General features: G+C 34.5%; 14 protein-coding genes. 4 read left to right on the top strand and 10 right to left on the bottom strand.

Annotation, left to right across the window (positions count from 1 at the left end; genetic code table 11):
* Positions 1-118: 118 nt before the first annotated feature.
* From MMARC5_RS06910 to iorA, 3 genes are read right to left on the bottom strand one after another with little or no spacing between them, the layout of a single operon-like run.
* Positions 119-1,363, bottom strand: coding sequence for a phenylacetate--CoA ligase family protein (locus MMARC5_RS06910; protein ID WP_011869109.1), 1,245 nt, complete (start codon positions 1,361-1,363; stop codon positions 119-121).
* Positions 1,353-1,961, bottom strand: coding sequence for an indolepyruvate oxidoreductase subunit beta (locus tag MMARC5_RS06905; protein ID WP_011869108.1), 609 nt, complete (start codon positions 1,959-1,961; stop codon positions 1,353-1,355). Before MMARC5_RS06905 ends, MMARC5_RS06910 begins: the two co-directional genes overlap by 11 nt.
* Entirely contained in the window at positions 1,958-3,796 is a 1,839-nt protein-coding gene (gene iorA, locus MMARC5_RS06900; RefSeq protein ID WP_011869107.1) for an indolepyruvate ferredoxin oxidoreductase subunit alpha, read from the bottom strand. The genes MMARC5_RS06905 and iorA overlap by 4 nt, the downstream gene beginning before the upstream one ends.
* A 368-nt stretch (positions 3,797-4,164) precedes the next feature.
* Here iorA and fbp point away from each other — a divergent pair, with 368 nt between their 5' ends.
* The gene (gene fbp / locus MMARC5_RS06895) at positions 4,165-5,316 is read left to right on the top strand and encodes a fructose-1,6-bisphosphate aldolase/phosphatase (RefSeq protein WP_011869106.1); all 1,152 of its coding nucleotides are present in this window, start codon (positions 4,165-4,167) and stop codon (positions 5,314-5,316) included.
* A gap of 74 nt (positions 5,317-5,390) precedes the next feature.
* Here the strand turns inward: fbp and ilvD are convergent, their stop codons facing one another.
* From ilvD to MMARC5_RS06880, 3 genes are all read right to left on the bottom strand, one after another.
* Positions 5,391-7,043 (bottom strand): dihydroxy-acid dehydratase, encoded by a 1,653-nt coding sequence (ilvD, locus tag MMARC5_RS06890; protein ID WP_011869105.1) that lies wholly within the window; start codon positions 7,041-7,043, stop codon positions 5,391-5,393.
* A 78-nt stretch (positions 7,044-7,121) separates the two neighbouring features.
* On the bottom strand, positions 7,122-7,808 hold the full coding sequence (gene cobI, locus MMARC5_RS06885; RefSeq protein ID WP_011869104.1) for a precorrin-2 C(20)-methyltransferase: 687 nt from the start codon (positions 7,806-7,808) through the stop codon (positions 7,122-7,124).
* 19 nt (positions 7,809-7,827) lie between these two features.
* A complete protein-coding gene (locus MMARC5_RS06880; RefSeq protein ID WP_011869103.1) occupies positions 7,828-8,679 on the bottom strand; it encodes a shikimate kinase in 852 nt (283 codons plus the stop codon).
* Positions 8,680-8,798: 119 nt separating this feature from the next.
* Here MMARC5_RS06880 and MMARC5_RS06875 point away from each other — a divergent pair, with 119 nt between their 5' ends.
* Both MMARC5_RS06875 and MMARC5_RS06870 read left to right on the top strand, forming a co-directional pair.
* Positions 8,799-9,344, top strand: coding sequence for a DUF447 domain-containing protein (locus MMARC5_RS06875; protein WP_011869102.1), 546 nt, complete (start codon positions 8,799-8,801; stop codon positions 9,342-9,344).
* Complete coding sequence (locus MMARC5_RS06870) at positions 9,345-10,799, top strand: replication factor C large subunit (RefSeq protein WP_011869101.1); 1,455 nt, start codon at positions 9,345-9,347, stop codon at positions 10,797-10,799.
* Between the two features lie 17 nt (positions 10,800-10,816).
* Here MMARC5_RS06870 and trm5b read toward each other — a convergent pair whose 3' ends face one another.
* The 4 genes from trm5b to MMARC5_RS06850 all read right to left on the bottom strand — a co-directional run bounded on the left by trm5b (position 10,817) and on the right by MMARC5_RS06850 (position 15,275).
* Positions 10,817-11,845 carry a tRNA (guanine(37)-N1)-methyltransferase Trm5b gene (gene trm5b, locus MMARC5_RS06865; RefSeq protein ID WP_011869100.1) on the bottom strand — a complete coding sequence of 343 codons (1,029 nt, stop codon included), beginning with the start codon at positions 11,843-11,845 and terminating at the stop codon, positions 10,817-10,819.
* A gap of 14 nt (positions 11,846-11,859) precedes the next feature.
* The gene (locus MMARC5_RS06860) at positions 11,860-13,644 is read right to left on the bottom strand and encodes a KamA family radical SAM protein (RefSeq protein WP_011869099.1); all 1,785 of its coding nucleotides are present in this window, start codon (positions 13,642-13,644) and stop codon (positions 11,860-11,862) included.
* 158 nt (positions 13,645-13,802) lie between these two features.
* A complete protein-coding gene (locus MMARC5_RS06855) occupies positions 13,803-14,183 on the bottom strand; it encodes a hypothetical protein (RefSeq protein WP_011869098.1) in 381 nt (126 codons plus the stop codon).
* A gap of 69 nt (positions 14,184-14,252) precedes the next feature.
* On the bottom strand, positions 14,253-15,275 hold the full coding sequence (locus MMARC5_RS06850) for a type II glyceraldehyde-3-phosphate dehydrogenase (protein WP_011869097.1): 1,023 nt from the start codon (positions 15,273-15,275) through the stop codon (positions 14,253-14,255).
* 207 nt (positions 15,276-15,482) lie between these two features.
* On the opposite strand from MMARC5_RS06850, the gene metG reads away from it, so the two are divergent.
* Positions 15,483-17,474 carry a methionine--tRNA ligase gene (metG, locus tag MMARC5_RS06845; protein ID WP_011869096.1) on the top strand — a complete coding sequence of 664 codons (1,992 nt, stop codon included), beginning with the start codon at positions 15,483-15,485 and terminating at the stop codon, positions 17,472-17,474.
* The last annotated feature ends 21 nt before the right edge of the window (positions 17,475-17,495 follow it).

Raw genomic sequence — 17,495 nt, 5'->3', positions numbered from 1 at the left:
TTATGGTTGATAGTTTTTATGGTTGCGGTTTTTTTGCTTGCTTTTGGGGTTTATCGGCTCCCTGATTTATTATAATCTATAAATTTTTAAAATTAAAATTTATATAAAAAGAAATGGATCAGTTCCTATTATCAAACACTCTTTTACTCTTTTTCTCACTTCTTGGAAGTTCTCCAATTTTCAAACATTCAACATTGGGTGAAATTCCAATATATGTTTTAAATGCTTTTATGATTGCAGTTTCAGTTTTATTAAACTCTTCTTCTGAACCCTCAACTTCTACTCTAAATAACATTGAGTCTCTGCCTTCAAATCTGCTAAGTAATATCTGATATTCGCTACTCACGCCCTTTACTTTTTGTATTAAATCTTCAATCTGTCCAGGGTAAATGTTTACCCCTTTTATTTTAATCCGGTCATCTGCTCTTCCAAGTATTCTATCTATTCGTGGATATTCTGATCCACATTTACATTTTTCAGGGATTATTCTTGTCAAATCTCTAGTTCTGTATCTTATAAGTGGCGCGCCTTCTTTTGTAAGTGTTGTAATTACAAGTTCGCCAAGTTCTCCATCAGACAAATTTTCGCCAGTAACTGGATCAATGATTTCAAATAACAAATGGTCTGACCAGTAGTGCATTCCTTCATGGTATTCGCAGTCAAGCGCAATGCCTGGCCCGTATATTTCCGTTAATCCATAAATATCGAAGCTTTTTATTCCAAGTTCGCTTTCGATTCTATTTCTCATCTTTTCGCTCCATCTTTCAGAACCGATTACGCCTATTTTTAGATGGATTTTATCTTGAATTCCTTTTTTTCGTATTTCTTCCGCCAATAATAGCGCATAAGATGAAGTAGATGTTAAAACAGTAGATTTCAAATCTACCATCATCTGAAGCTGTTTTTCAGTATTTCCTGGCCCCATCGGTATTGCCATTGCACCTAACCGTTCAGCACCTAGTTGAAATCCAATTCCTGCAGTCCATAGTCCGTATCCTGGAGTTATATGTACCCTATCATTATTTGTAACGCCTGCCATCTGGTAGCATCTCATCATCATTTCTGACCAGACATCTACATCTTTCTGAGTATATGGTATGATTACTGGGCTTCCTGTTGTTCCAGACGACGAGTGTATTCTAACTATTTTTTCATCAGGAACTGCTTGAAGGCCTAATGGGTATGCATTCCTTAATTCTTCTTTTTCAGTGAACGGAATTTTTCTAAAATCTTCAAGAGAGTTAATTTTATCAATATTTACATTGGCTTCTGAAAATTTGTTTTTATAGAATTCACTACCCTCTGAAACGTGTTTGAGCAGTTTTTTAACTAATTCATACGTTTCTGAATCGTTACTGTTCATTATGGCCCTCCAGCATATTAGAAATAGTCTCTGCAGATAATTTGGTAGCATTTAAATTAATATCACGGTATTTTTCAGGAATTTCTGATTCAATCGTTTTTAAAAAGTCTTCGTATTCTAAAGGCAAAAATCCAGTATAAAATGCAGCACTCAGTACTGAAACATTCATTGATTTTGGATTTCCCGCAACTTTCGCAATTTTTGAAAAATCGATACAAATTGTTGATTTAACTTTTTCTTTAATAAAATTTATAATTTTTTCCGAGTCGTATTTTTCGTTTGAAGACCTTGCACTTGGAAGAATCAGGTTAGAGTTTGTGATTATCTTACCATCTTTTTTAAGGAAATGGATGTTTCTTGCAACTTCCGATACTTCAAGGCCGATTATTAAATCTGTACTGCCTTCTGGAATTAATGAACTTTTGATATTTTCACCAAACTGCAAATGGCTCACTACTGAACCTTCTCTTTGAGACATTCCAAGAGTTTCAGCAGTGTTCACGTGAAAACCTGAATTCATTGCAGTAATTGCAAGCAGTCGGGATGCTAAAACAACACCCTGTCCCCCAACTCCACAAATAATTACGTTGAAGTTCATTTTTCATCCACCTCGTTTATTGCATCAGCAGGGCACACGGCTTTACAAAGTCCACAACCTGTACAGGTTTCCATAATCTCGGGAATTTTTTCACTTAACGTTATCGCAGGGCACCCAAGTCTTTCAACGCAGATTTTACAGCTCGTACATTTATTTTTATCAATAACATATTTTTTAGTGGATTTAACAAGTGAAACACAGTTTCCTCTAAAAACAACCGCAGAAGGGCCATTATATTCAATAGCTTCTCTTGAACTATCTTTACACGCGGAAAAATCATCTGTAGATACAGTTTTTACAAATTCAATTCCGCAACTTTTTAAAATTCCTTCGATATCTATTAATTTTGTAGATTCTCCAAGCGCAGTTTTTCCAGTTCCCGGATGCGGTTGATGTCCAGTCATTGCAGTGGTTCTATTATCCAATACTGCAATTGTAACGTCGGCTTTATTATACACTGCATTAATCACAGCAGGAATTCCAGAATGGAAAAATGTGGAATCTCCAATAAATGCAACATTTTTTGAATTTTTTGTAGTTCTTGAGATTCCGCCTGCAAGGCTAATACCTGCCCCCATGCAAAGACATGTATCGATTAATTCTAAAGGAGGAGCATTTCCTAATGTGTAGCACCCGATATCTCCTGAAAATATAATCTGAATATTTTGTTTTTTCAAGTCTTTTGAAACTTCCTTAAATGCGTAAAATACGGTTCTGTGCATACATCCAGCACATAAATTTGGAGGCCTTACTGGAAGCGGAATTATATCAGTTTTTTCGATTAATTTTTCAGAAATTTCAATTTTTTGAATTTTTAAAATATCTAAAACTTTGTTAATTCCGGTTTTTACAATATCTACGCTGTATTCTCCACAGCAAGGGAAAATATTGTTTTTCTTCCCATAAACTGTCTTTGAAATATCATGTTTTCCAAGCAATTGGAGTAATTGATCTTCTAAGAATGAATCGAGTTCTTCAACTGTAATTATCAAATCAACATCGTTTATAAATTCTAGTAATTTATTTTCAGGGAATGGATACGGAGTTCCAATTTTTAAAACTGAGAATAAGTCTTTATTATTTGAAATAGCTTCGTTTACGTAGTGGTGGGATGCTCCAGAAGTAATTATTCCAATTTTTCCAGTTCCTGACTTAAAATTAAATTTTGAATCTGAAAATTCATCTGATAGTGTTTTTTGTAATTTTTCTAAAATTGGATGTCTTTCTGCAACCAATTTTGGAAATATTGCCCATCTGGAACTTTTTGAAAATCCTTCAATATCTTCGTTCGAGGGTTTTAATTCATCCAGTACAACATCATCACACCTGTGTGAAACTCTCGTTGTAGTTCGAAGAAATACTGGTGTTTCATACTTTTTTGAAATTTCAAAAGCATATCGAGTCATTTCGTAGGCTTCCTGTGAGTTTGAGGGGTCAAGTACGGGAATATTTGAAAATAATCCAAAAGACCGGGTATCTTGTTCAGTCTGTGATGAATGGGGTCCTGGATCGTCAGTTACGAGGAGTACCAATGGACCGTTTACTCCAAGGTAAGTTAAACTCATTAGTGGGTCAGACGCAACGTTCAATCCAACCTGTTTCATAGTTACAATAGAACTTGCACCTGAAAATGATGCACCAATTGCCGTTTCTAATGCTACTTTTTCGTTTGTAGACCATTCAGCATAGAAATTATATTTTTTAGCGTTTTTAATCAGGGTTTCCATGACTTCTGTTGAAGGAGTTCCCGGGTACCCCGTAGCAAACTGTAATCCTGCAGCAACTGCTCCGTATGCAATCGCTTCATTTCCCATTAAAAAATGTTTATTATTCAAAAAATTCCCCCTATTTACTTTTAAAATTGATAATTTTTTCCTTAAAATCTGCGACTTTAAAAGTTTAACCCCTATATAATATAAATATTTCGATATCAAGTTATTTGTAGGCAAAACATATCCTAAAATGCCACTTATTTAAAAAAAGAAGTTAAAAAAATGTTTATTTTAAAATACATGATTATTATTTTGATATTTATCAAACATTTCCAATTTTAGATAAATATATAAAACTTAAATCAATATCTGTATTAGATTTTTTTGAAAATACGGTTTTTCGAAATATTGACAAAACATAAATATTTTCTAACGACAATATAAAAATAAGGTTAATTTAATTTATCCGAAACATGATGAAGGTGGAAAGTATGGAAGAAAAAGTAACTCTAAGTGTTATTAAGGCAGACGTTGGCGGGCTCTGCGGACACACATTAGCTCCAGAAGAATTATTGGATGCTGCAGAATACGTTTTAGAAAATGCACTCGATGAAATTTTAACTGATTATTATGTTACAAACTGTGGTGATGATATTGACATGATCATGACCCACGACAAAGGAACAGACAACGAAGAAGTACACAAACTTGCATGGGATGCTCTTGAAGCAGCAACCGATGTTGCAAAAGAGTTAAAATTATATGGTGCAGGTCAAGACTTACTTTCAACTTCATTTTCAGGAAACGTTAAAGGACTCGGCCCAGGATGCGCTGAAATGGAATTTGTTGAAAGACCAAGTGAACCAGTTGTAGTATTCTGCTGTGACAAAACAGACCCTGCAGCGTTCAATTTACCATTTTACAGGATGTTTTCAGACCCATTCAGCACTGCAGGCTTAGTATACGATCCATCAATGACAACAGGGTTCAGATACGAAGTTTTAGATGTTATGGAACACAAAAAAGTTTTCATGGAAACCCCTGAAGAAACATACTCATTACTTGCATTAATTGGAAACACTGAAAAATACGCTGTAAAAAGAGTTTACAGAAGAAAAGACAATGAAATTGCAGCAGTATGTTCATCAGAAAAATTAAACATGATTGCAGGAGAATACGTTGGAAAGGATGATCCTGTAGCAATCGTAAGAGCTCAAAGTGGATTCCCTGCGGTAGGGGAAGTATTAGAAGGATTTGCAAACCCACACCTCGTTGCAGGATGGATGAGGGGATGCCACTTTGGACCTATCATGCCTGTTGGTGAAGAAGATGCAATGCCTGCAAGATTTGACGGACCTGCAAGAGTTATGGCTTTAGGATTCCAGTTATCACACGGAAGATTAGTTGGACCAAACGACCTCTTCGCAGACAAATCATTCGATAAAGCAAGAGAAAAAGCACTCGATATGGCTGAAATGATGAGATCAATGGGTCCATTCATGCCACACAGATTGCCTGAATCAATGATGGAATACACATCAGTTCCAAAAGTTTTAGCACAGTTAAAAGACAGATTCATCGATATCGAAGACAAATGCGACTGCAAACTCGATGAAATAAGAGAAAGAGGAGACATGGAATAATTTTTCCATGAATTACTATTTTTTTAATCATTTTTAAAATTCAAAAATTAAAATTTAAAAAAAGTATTTTTTAGTTATTTCAAAACTGCTCCTTCATCAGCTGATGAAACGAGTCTTGAATATCTTGATAAATAGCCTTTTTTGATTTTAGGCTCAAATTCTTCCAGTTTTGAAAGTCTTTCTTTAATTACCGATTCATCCAAATCAACATTTATTTCTTTTTCAATCATGTCGATTTTGATTATATCTCCGTTTTCAATTGCAGCAATTAATCCGCCTGCAGCTGCTTCTGGAGAAACGTGTCCAATACAAGGGCCTCTACTTCCACCACTGAATCTCCCATCAGTAATCAATGCAACGCTGTCATCAAGACCCATTCCACAGATTGCCGAAGTTGGGGAAAGCATTTCTCTCATTCCGGGGCCTCCTGATGGTCCTTCATGCCGGATTACTACAACGTCACCTTCTACAATTTTTCCGCCAAGTATTGCAGCAATTGCTTCATCTTCTGAATTATAAACTTTTGCAGGCCCTTCATGTTTGTGCATTTTTGGGTCAACTGCACCGATTTTTACAACACAACCGTTTGGAGCAAGATTTCCTTTTAAAACTCTCAAACCTGCAGTTTCGTGAACCGGAGCTTCAACTTTTCTGATAACGTCGTAATTTACGTATTTGACAGATTCTGCAATTTCCAAAGTACTTCTTCCATCAACGGTTTTTGTATTTCTAATTTTTTCTTTTAATACCTTCAATACCGCAGGAATGCCTCCAGCATTGTGTAAATCAATCATATAATGTTCTCCACCGGGTTTGATTGATGCAATGTGTGGAACTTCATCGCTTAGTCTATCAAAATCATCGAGAGTTATGAATTTATTTTCAATTTCGTTTGCAATTGCAGGAATGTGTAATGTTGTGTTTGTCGATCCTCCAAGTGCAAGGTCAACTAAAATAGCGTTTTCAAAAGCTTCTTTTGTTAATATATCTGTTGGTTTTACGTCTTCTTTTACCAAGTCAACAATTTTTGAGCCAGTTTTTTTAGCAATTCTAACCTTTTGAGCATCAACTGCATGTATTGTTGCACACATTGGAAGAGATAGTCCCAAAGCTTCTGTAAGACAAGCCATACTGTTTGCAGTGTAAAGCCCTGCACAACTTCCAGCGCCTGGACATGCACATTCTTCAATACTCTTTAATTCTTCTTCAGTAATTTTTCCAACCTGATATTCACCAACCCCTTCAAAAAGGCTGATAAGTTCGCATTTTTTACCTTGGAATTCTCCTGGAAGCATTGGCCCTCCAGTAACTACAATAAATGGGATATTTAATCTTAAAGCACCCATTATCATTCCCGGAACAATTTTATCACACGTAGGAATTAAAACAAGACCATCAAATCCGTGTGCTCTTGCCATTGATTCGACAGCATCTGCAATGATTTCTCTTGATGGTAATGAATATTTCATACCCTCATGACCCATTGCAATACCGTCACAAATTCCGATTGTATTAAATTCAAATGGTGTTCCTCCATTTGCATAAACACCATGTTTAACTGCATCTGATAATGTTTTTAAGTGAATGTGGCCAGGAACAACTTCTGTAAAGCTGTTTACAACCCCAATAAATGGTTTTTCCATGTCTTCGTCTGAATATCCGCAAGCCTTTAAAAGAGCTCGGTTTGGAGATCTTATAACTCCTTTTTTGACGTTATCACTTATCATATCTTACCACCATTAACGATTAAGCTAATATTTGAACAAATTGGATAAAAAAGTATCGATGTATGAATTAATTAAAACTTATTTTAATTTTTTAATAATTGCCAATGATAAATAATCTTTAAATGGTTCAAAATCAATTTCATCAATTTTTCCTAAAGCCGTTTTTTGATTATTTGATGTTACTCGGTTTACAACACCAACTAAATATTTATCTTTTTTATCTTTTAAATTTTTCAGTTTTTCTTCAAGATCATTGGTTTTCATCACAATTAACGTATCGAATTCTTCTAAATACCGTTCTAAATCTTTTCCTTGAGGTAAAATTGCTAATTTTTCATCCCCTTCTACCAAAGGAATATTTAAAACACCTGCACCGGCAAATGGTGAAGAAATTCCGTTTATAATTTCTACATCAATTCCATTTTCTTTAAAAATATGCCAGACATAAGAAAATGTGCTGTAAAGGGTTGCATCCCCGATAGTTACAACTGCAACGGTTCCGTTTTCTTCCATTACCTGTTTTGCAGCATTATTCCAGTGTTTTTGTAAAAATTCAATATCTTTACTCATTGGAAAAAGCAATTCGACCACTTTTTTGTTTTCAGGAAGAATATCTTTTATTATCTCGTATGCAACAGAAGCTTTTCCTTCCTTTGAAATTGGGACAAATACTGTATCCACATTTTGAAGTATTTTGACTGCTTTTAATGTTAGTAAATCTGTATCTCCTGGACCAACACCAATTCCATATATTTTATCGACCATTATTTCACCAGTTAATTATTTAGTAAAGTATTCTCGCTCCATTAGTACTTGGTTTAGTAATCACTGTGTTTCCATATTTTTTAAGTGCATTTTCAACGTTTTTTTTATCTTCACTGTAGCAAAGGGCAACGTATGATGGACCTGTTCCAGAAAGCCCTGCAGTAATTGCACCCGCTTCTAAAGCATCGACAGAAATGTTTGACGGGAAATTCAATGCAGAAGAATAGAGCAATCCATTTAAAAACAATGCTTTGTAGTAATCTCCTTCCATGCACTTTTCAAAAGCAATTTCTACGTAATCTTTAATCAATTTCATTCTATTTACATCAACATTCTTTTGAAATTCCGGCATTAATACAATAACTTTTATATCTTCTTTAAACTCATCTTTTTTCAGTATTTTTCTTTCCATATTATTGCATACGGTAATTCCTCCAAAATATGATGCAGTAGCGTCATCATACGCTCCGGTAATCGTTAATTTTTCTTCAAAAGAAGATTTTATTGCAAGATCTAAAACCAAATCTGAATCGACTTTTTCACCAAGAGCACCGATTGTAGCTAAAACAGCGGCATTTGAAGCAGCACTACTGCTACTAAGCCCTGATTTTATAGGAATATCTCCACTCGTTGAAATTTTTGCAGAATAATCAACTTCGAAGTGGTCTAAAACGTTTTTAACGCATCTTTCTACAAGACTTGGTTTTAAAGTAGGATTATCTATTGAAATCCCATTTATAATTTTTTTGCAGTTATCAACTAACTCAACATCAGCTTTTATTTTTAAATCAACACCAAATGCAGAGCCAAAACCCGTTGCAATTGCATTAATTATTGTTCCCGAGCCTAGGGAAACTGCAGAACATCGCATAATGTCACCGAAAAGAATTAAATGAGTAAAATGAACCTTTTAAATTTAATAAGCGATACTAACATATAAAATCAATGTAGTGATATAATAGTATAGTTGATTGATGACAGTGGGTATCTATGAAATATGAAGTCGTTATAACTTCGGGAAAATCTAATCAGGCACCAATCGGGGCTTTTTTGAAAGGGGATTTGGTAACCTTGCATTTGTATGAAGGTTCACACACTTTTGAAAATTTACAAAAAGATAAGTTCTATATTTTAAATACTTGCAGTCCTTATTTAATTGCAAAATCGGTTCTCGATGATTCAGGGGATTACGAATATCTGGACAAAAACGGCGAAAAAATACCGTATTTAACGGATTCGTTTAAAGTAGAATTAATCGAGATTCAAAATCGAAAAATAGTTGAAACAAAAAATGAATTTGGAAGTTCCAAACTAATGATTGTTGAAGGAAAACCTATTTTTGAAAAAATACTAAACTGCAATACAACTCCCTATAACCGTGCAGATGGGGCCATTGTAGAAATGGCAGTTTTATATTCCCGAAAATGTATGATTTCAAAAGAAGAATTGAAAGAAGAAATGGATAAATTAATGAAAATTATTAAAAAAGTCGGCGGCACTAAATATATTGAACTTGCAAAAAAGCTAGGTGTTTAAATGGAAGAGTGGGTTGAGAAATACAGGCCAAAATCGTTAAATGACGTTGCAGGACACAATAAAACTAAACAGGCCCTTATTAATTGGATAGAATCATTTGTAAATGGTCAAAAACAAAAACCAATACTTTTGGCGGGACCTCCTGGTTCAGGAAAAACTACCCTAGCTCATGCAATCGCAAAAGACTATGCATTTGATGTAATCGAACTTAATGCAAGTGACAAGCGAAATAAAGATGTAATTGCGCAAGTTGTGGGAACTGCGGCAACTTCAAAATCACTTACCGGAAAGAGGACTTTAATCGTTTTAGATGAGGTAGACGGGCTTTCTGGAAATGATGATCGGGGCGGGGTAGCTGAAATAATAAAAGTTTTAAAAACAGCAGAAAACCCGGTAATTTTAACTGCAAACGATGTATACAAGCCTGCTTTGATGACACTTAGAAATAATGTAAATTTAATTAATGTTGGTTCAGTCCATACAAACTCAATTCCTCCGGTTTTAAGAAAAATTGCATTAAAAGAGGGCTTCGAAATAGACGAAAAAGTAATCAAAACGATTGCTAGCCACTCTGGTGGAGATTTAAGGGCTGCAATAAATGATTTACAATCATTGGCAACGGGCGGATCCCTCGAAGTCGAAGATGCAAAAGAACTCCCTGATAGGGACAGTGAAAAGAGTATTTTTGATGCAATGAGAATAATAATGAAAACAACCCACTACGACATTGCAACAAGTGCTACAAGGGATGTAAAAGAAGATCTAGGAACTATTCAAGAATGGATCTCTGAAAATTTACCAAAAGAATATTTAAGATACAAAGATCTTGCAGGCGGATATGATTACCTCTCAAAATCAGATGTATTTTTGGGAAGGGTATTTAAAAGACAGTATTTTGGGCTTTGGAGATACGCTTCAGCGCTGATGACTGCCGGAACCGCTCTTGCAAAAGAAGAGAAGTATCGCGGATTTACTAGGTATGGCCCTCCAACTATCTTTACAAAGCTCAGCAGAACTAAAGGTAGCCGGCAAAAAATGAAAGATATTTTGAAAAAAATAGCTTTAAAAACTCATACTTCAACAAAAAGGGCAAGAAATACCCTGGATTATTTAGTTGTGATTTTTGAATCAAATCCGGAAGTTTCTGCAGAACTTGTGGAATATTATGAACTTACAAAACTAGAAATGGAGTTTTTGACTAACAAAACAATTGCAAAGAATATATTTTCAGTAATTGCTGGGAAAAAACCGAAAGTTAAAACGGAAACTCCAAAGAAAAAGGAAAAAACAAAAGAAGCAATGCCAATCATTCCAAAACGGCCAAGAATTTCAGAACCTCCAGAACCTTTAAAAGAAGTAATCACAACCATCGAAAAATCTGTAGAAAAAGCAGATACCAAAGAAAAAGAGAAAAAAGATCCAAAGAAACAGGCGACTTTGGACAGTTTCTTTTAAAAAATATTTTTAAGTTTTTAGTTCTTTTTTAGTATTTTAAAATCAATTACAAAGACGTATTCTCTCGGAGAATATGATTTCACGGTTCTTTTATCAACAACTTCACAATCGCACTTTGATTTGAAAAGTTCAATTCCTTCACTAAATTCTGAGCCTACGGTATAGTAATGGATTATTCCGCCCTCTTCAACAATTTCAAGGGCTTTATCTACAAATTCGTGGGCGTATTTTGGTAAATTCATTATAACTCGTGTTCCTTTCACATCTACATTTCTTACATCTTCTAAAATTGGAACTATTTTATTTTCAAAATTGTTTAACACGATATTTTGTTTTAAAAGTTCAATTCCATCGGGGTTTATATCTATTGAATAGATTTTTTTTGCATTTGCACATGCAATTGAATAGGGTCCAACTCCGCAGAACATGTCAACTACAACGTCATCAAAAGATACGAGATCCATTATTCTTTTTCTCTCCCATCCAAGTCGGGGTGAGAAGTAAACTTTAGAAACATCGACTAAAAGCCTGTACCCATTTTCTTTGTACATTGTAAGGGTTTTTTCTTCACCAGCAAGGTGTTCAAGATCCCGAACTCTAAAATCCCCCTTAACATCGCTTTCTCGCCTAAAAACAGCTTTTACAGAAGGAATTAATTTTAGGGCGTTTTCTCCAATTTTTTTCCGAATTTCTGGAGATATTTCCTCAGAAATCTGCAAAATTACAATATCTCCAATTATATCATATGCATGAGCTATTGAATTTCCATCGACTTCAGTTTTAAAGTTTTTTAAGAGGTAATCTTTAAAACTGGCCTTTTTTTCAATATCAATCTTTGAAATATTGTTTTCATCGAGTTCTGAAATTTCAAACTCGATATTTTCATCTTCAAAAATGTTTTTATCGAAATCAATGGAAGTTAAAGGAATATATAAAAATTCCCCTTCTTTTTTTAATTTATGGCTTTTGCTAAGTAAATTATTGTCAAGCATGATTTTTCGTGTTTTTTCGCCCATTTTGGAATTAATTTTGATGCAGAATACCAATATTTCACCAATATTTAGAAATAATACCAGATCGATTTGTAGTGGTTAATGTCTTCGCCACGCCTTTTTAATTCATCAAGATAGTTTTGAATTGGTACATCTTTGTAGATATATGTTTTTGTAAGTGTGATGTTCTTCTCCCAAGGGTGGAATTCGTAAATCCGGCTTCCATCTTCCATTATCATTATCAAATCATGGTCTTGGCAGTAGTTGAGGTTGTTTTTTCCAAGTTTCGGTACATTAAATACTGTACAGTCAGTTCTACAGTATCCTGGAAGTAATCTAGCTTCTTCACTCCGTTCCTGAAGTGCTCTTGCTATTGGAACCCTATAGTCTATAGTTTCATCTTTTCCTTTTGTATTGAATAGATAATATGGATCGATTCCAATTAATTTCAATACTTTTCTAAGTGCAGAGGTTTCAAATCTTCTACTGTTTTCAACGGTAAACACCTGCTGATTATATACAGACATTCCTTTATTTTTCAGTTTTGAAACAGCTTCTTGTACATCCTTTGTAATTTCATAAACGTGTTCTACGTGTGTTGACACTGCAATTTCCCGGATCCCTGGTTCATTGTACTTTGCAAGTATTTCTACAAAGTTTTTGGTTATTCTTTGGGGAAGCACTACTGGAATTCTTGTACCGATTCTAATTCGCTCAACATGTTTTATTTGTGAAAATTCTGATAAAATCCAATCTAAATATTCGTCATCCAATAAAGCAGGGTCTCCACCCGTAATTAAAACTTCTTTTATGGATTCATGATTTTTAAACCACTCAATAGCATTTAAAACAGTTTCTTTTGGTGCAAGGGCATCTTTTGAGAGCACGTCCTTGATCTGCCAATTTCTTTGACAATATACGCAGATTTGAGCACAGGTTTCATACGGTTTCATTATTGCAATCATCGGGTATCTTCGAGTTACAAGGTCAACGGGTGACGTGTCGTTCTCACCCATAAAATCAAGGCTATTTCCACGGGTTCGTGATTCAAGTGTTTTATCAACGTATCGTGTCGGAGGAATTACCTGGGCCCGTATCGCATGATCAAACTCCCTACTTGAAGTTTCATCCATCAACGAAACATAGTAGGGGGTTATTCCAAATGGAATTGAATTTTCGCATGCTTTTTTAATTGAAGATATTTCACTTTCTGAAAGATCCAATAAGTCTTGCAGAGTTTCTAAATCAGTTATATTATTTTCCATATGCCATTTCCAGTTATTCCAATCATTTTCCGTTGAATCAAAATAGTTAAGGATTCTCTGTTTATTTTCTTCTCGTTTTTCAGTAATTTCCTTGGAAAGTCCAGACGGGTACTGGTTTATAAAGTTTTCAACTTTAGTATATAGTTTATCGAGTTCTGAAGACCTTTCTATCGCAGCAATTCTTCCACTTAACTTTAAAAATTCTGGAAAGTCTCCTTCATACATCTCAGACTTTCCACTTATTCCTTTCAAAAGGTAGATAAATTCATTTAAAAATCCAACACCAACGTCCACATATTTTCCATTAAAAAGTTTCCACAATGATTTTAATGCACTGTATCCTGCTAATTTTTCATTTTTTGGGGAAATAATATTTTTAAATGTTTTAATGCATTCTTTCATATTTATTATCTCGAGTTTTGGAAACTCGGTATTTTCAAAATAAAGTCTAGATTCAATGGAATTTAAGTAATTATAAACTTCAATTCTTAATTCGTTTAAATTTTTGTTTTTGAGTAGAATTTCTCGAAATTCAGGGTCAATTCCAAGTAATTCTTCCATTTCTGATTTAAAATGGTCGTTCTGCATAAATAATCACCTTAAAACTTTCTAAAATGCATAAACAGCTAATTTTGTTTATGGAGAAAAAATAGAATATTCCTTAAAACAAACACGAAGCAACAATTATAGGATATTATTAAAATTATATAAATATTACGAAATATTTACTCGTTAATTAATCCAATTTACTGTGAAATAGCCTTTTTAATTTTGTAATAGTGATATTCAACAGTTTTTATTGGAATTTGTGTAATTTCAGAAATTTCTTTTGGAGTTTTTTCAATATATTTCTCCACAATTTCTTTTTTAGTTGTTGGCCGTCCGGTGGCAGGTTTAATTGACTCCACTTCAATTCCAATTTCTTTCAAAGCCCCGAGTACTTTTTTATTGGTCCTTTTAAATTTGGATTCGGGCAAAATAATTTTTTTAACCTCACAACTCTCCAGAATTTCAATTATGAGGTTTTTAGAGAGTTCTGTGTTTATATATAGTGCATCCTCTTCAGCGTCTAAATTCTCTATTTTTTCGACAAATTCTTCAAAAGAATGCCCTCTTAGGTATTTCATAAAATATCACGTGTAAATTCAAGTTTAAACATTAATGTTAAAATAATTAAAAAAGCAGATTTAAGTAAGTTATTTAATTAAACCCATTGCTTTATTGGTTTTTTCGATTGATTTTAAGTTATCGCTTTCCATTTCGAGCATTGCTCTGATACAGTCCACGTTTTCAGGGATAACGTCGCTTTCTTGGTGTATTGCCTGCATCATGTAAACTTCATTGTCCACAACGTTTACGCTTTCTTCCCATACTGCAATTTCGTTTAGGTCGTATCTGCTTCTTCCAAGGTCTCTGGAGTATTCAATGATCTTTGCAGTTGAATCAAATCCTTCTGAAGCTTTTAATGTTAATATTCTTGGTGTTTTTGCAAGTGCATCTATTATTTCGTCTCTGTTCGTTCCAGAAGTTTCTACCATTATTGAGTGCATGTGCATCAATGTTGTTGGAACGATAACTGCGGAAGTCATGATTTTTCCATCGAGTTGTGGAATAACAGAAACAACATCAGGTCCGTGGTGTGAAGGAACAGTTACGGGGTTTGGAACGATTGCATTTACCGGACCTGTTTTTATGTCGTTAGGGTCAGCAGCTCTTCTTATTAAGACTATTCTTGCTTTTAAAATGTCGGCAACTGAATTAATTGCATACATTGATCTACAAAGTCCTGTGGTGTTGCATGACACGAGTCTGATGTAATCTTTTCCGTAGCATCTATCGTAGCTCCACAGTGAGTTAAATGAGTCTTGCGCGTCACCTGCTTTTTCACCACCTTGGAGTATTGCTTTTACGCCGTGTTTTTTGTATACGTTTTCGAGGTTTGCTTTTCCAATTTTTTTAGGGGCCCCATCAACTACAATATCTGCATCTTCAATGATATCGTCGAGTGTTCCTTCAACAGGAATTCCTGCTTCTTCAAAAAGATGTTTTCTTTCAGGGATTGCTGCGAATAATTTGTATCCTTTTTCAACAGCCATTCTCGCTTCAAAGTCAGGTTTGGTTTTTGTAACTCCAATAACTTTCATGTCGTCCTGTTTAGCTACTGCATCGGCAACCCTTTTACCGATAGAGCCGTAACCGTTTATCAATACATTTACCATAAAATCACCAGTTTATACCTATTTTTACCCCTATTTGGAAAATATCTATTATTAAAAAGTTCGAACTTAGATATAAATATTATCTATATTAATTTATATATCGTTTTTGAAAATCGGTTTTGAATTTCACAAATATCTATTAATAAAATGTCTACAATTCATTTTGTACGAATGTTAATAAATTTTACGATTATTTGGAGGATTAAGATGAAGCATTTAGTTACAACTGCACTGGCATATACGAATGGGCCTCTTCATCTTGGGCATGCGAGAAGTACCTACATCCCTGCAGACATCTATACAAGATATTTAAGACTTAAAGGGGAAGAAGTCATTCATGTGGGGGGAACCGACAACCACGGAGTTCCAATCACATTAACTGCTGAGAGAGAAGGCGTAAAACCTATCGATATTGTTGATAGATACCATAATGCAATAAAAGCAGACCTTGATAGTTTAAATGTCTCTTTTGATACTTTTGGAAGAACTCACAGCGATATACACATCGAAACTGCTCAGGAATTCTATTCAAAATTAAAAGAAAATGGATACATTTACGAAAAGGAAATCGAACAGTTTTACTGCGAAAAATGTGACATGTACCTTGCAGACCGGTACGTTGAAGGAATCTGTCCATTTTGCGAAGGCGAAGCAAGGGGGGACCACTGTGAGGTTTGCGGAAGACACCTTGAACCAACAGAACTTGTAAACCCTTACTGCATACACTGTAATTCAAAACCCGAAATCAAAAGAACTACGCACTATTTCTTTAAATTAAGCGCAATGCAGGATGTTTTAAAAGAATATATCGAAAATTCTCCAGAAATGCCGGAACACGTAAAAAACATGGCTTTAAGATGGATCGAAGAACTTCACGACTGGGACGTTTCAAGAAACATAAAATGGGGTGTTCCAATTCCTGGATGCGACGATCAGGTGATGTACGTCTGGATCGAAGCTCCAATTGGATATGTATCTTTTACAAAACAACTTGGAGACCTCTGGAAAGATTATTGGCTTGAAAATACTGGAGACTCAAAAATATCACACTTTATTGGAAAGGATATTACAGTACACCACGCAGTATTCTGGCCAGGAATTTTAAAAGGAATTGGCGGATACAAAATGCCAAATGCAGTTGTTAGTGGCGGTTACTTGACACTTGAAAACAAAAAAATGAGTACAAGTAAAAACTGGGTTGTTTGGGTTAAGGACTTTATTGAAAACTTTAGTTCTGACTATTTAAGATATTTTTTCATGATAAATGCTCCATTAAATAGGGATACTGACTTTTCATGGGACGATTTCCAAAAAAGGATCAATACTGAATTAATTGATATTATTGGAAACTTTACACACAGGACTCTCGTATTTACAGAACGTAAATTTGGCAGTACTCCAGTTGTGGACTTAAATCAGTTAAAAGACGAAGATAAAAAGTTAATTTCAAAATGTGAAGATACATTAAATCGCGTTGATTCATTAATTAGAGAATACAACTTCAAAGACGCTTTAATGGAAATTATTCATTTGGCAAAAGAAGGAAACGGTTACTTTCAGGGAATGGCACCGTGGGCGATTAAAGACGAAGAAAGGTTAAAAGAAGTAATGTATACATGTTCAGTCGCTTTAAAATACATAGTTTATCTTTTAAGTTCATTCATGCCTGAAAAAACGGCTCTTCTTCTTGAATACATGAACGAAGAACTCGATTTAGAAGTTAGGGGAAATCCTCTTAAAAAACCGAAAGTTATATTTACCAAGGTAAGCGATGAAGATATTTCGAGAATGAAAGAAAACCTCATGAAAGCTACGAAAAAGGCCGAAACAAAATCAGACGAAAAGTCTAAAAAAGTGAAATCTGGTGAAAAAATGGATATTATTGATATTGATTACTTTGGAAACATTGATTTGAGAGTTGGACAGATTTTAGAAGTTGAAGAAGTTCCAAGATCAAAAAAACTCTACAAAATCACCGCTGATTTGGGCGATGAAAAGAGACAGATTGTTTCTGGATTAAAAGGAGCTTATGAAGCAGAAGAACTTGTTGGAAAAAAGGTAATTATCATCTGCAACTTAAAACCTGCAAAATTATGCGGTGTTGAGTCACAAGGAATGCTTTTAGCAGCAGAAGATGACAGCATTGTAAGTTTGTTGGCACTTGACAGGGACCTTCCTGTTGGAAGCAAAATCCACTAATATTCTTTAGAATTATTATTT

Source organism: Methanococcus maripaludis C5 (genome assembly GCF_000016125.1).
In the GTDB taxonomy this organism is placed as follows: domain Archaea; phylum AGJL01; class Methanococci; order Methanococcales; family Methanococcaceae; genus Methanococcus; species Methanococcus maripaludis_D.
Note: the sequence above shows the minus strand (reverse complement) of the source record. Positions and strands in the feature narration are given on the sequence as shown.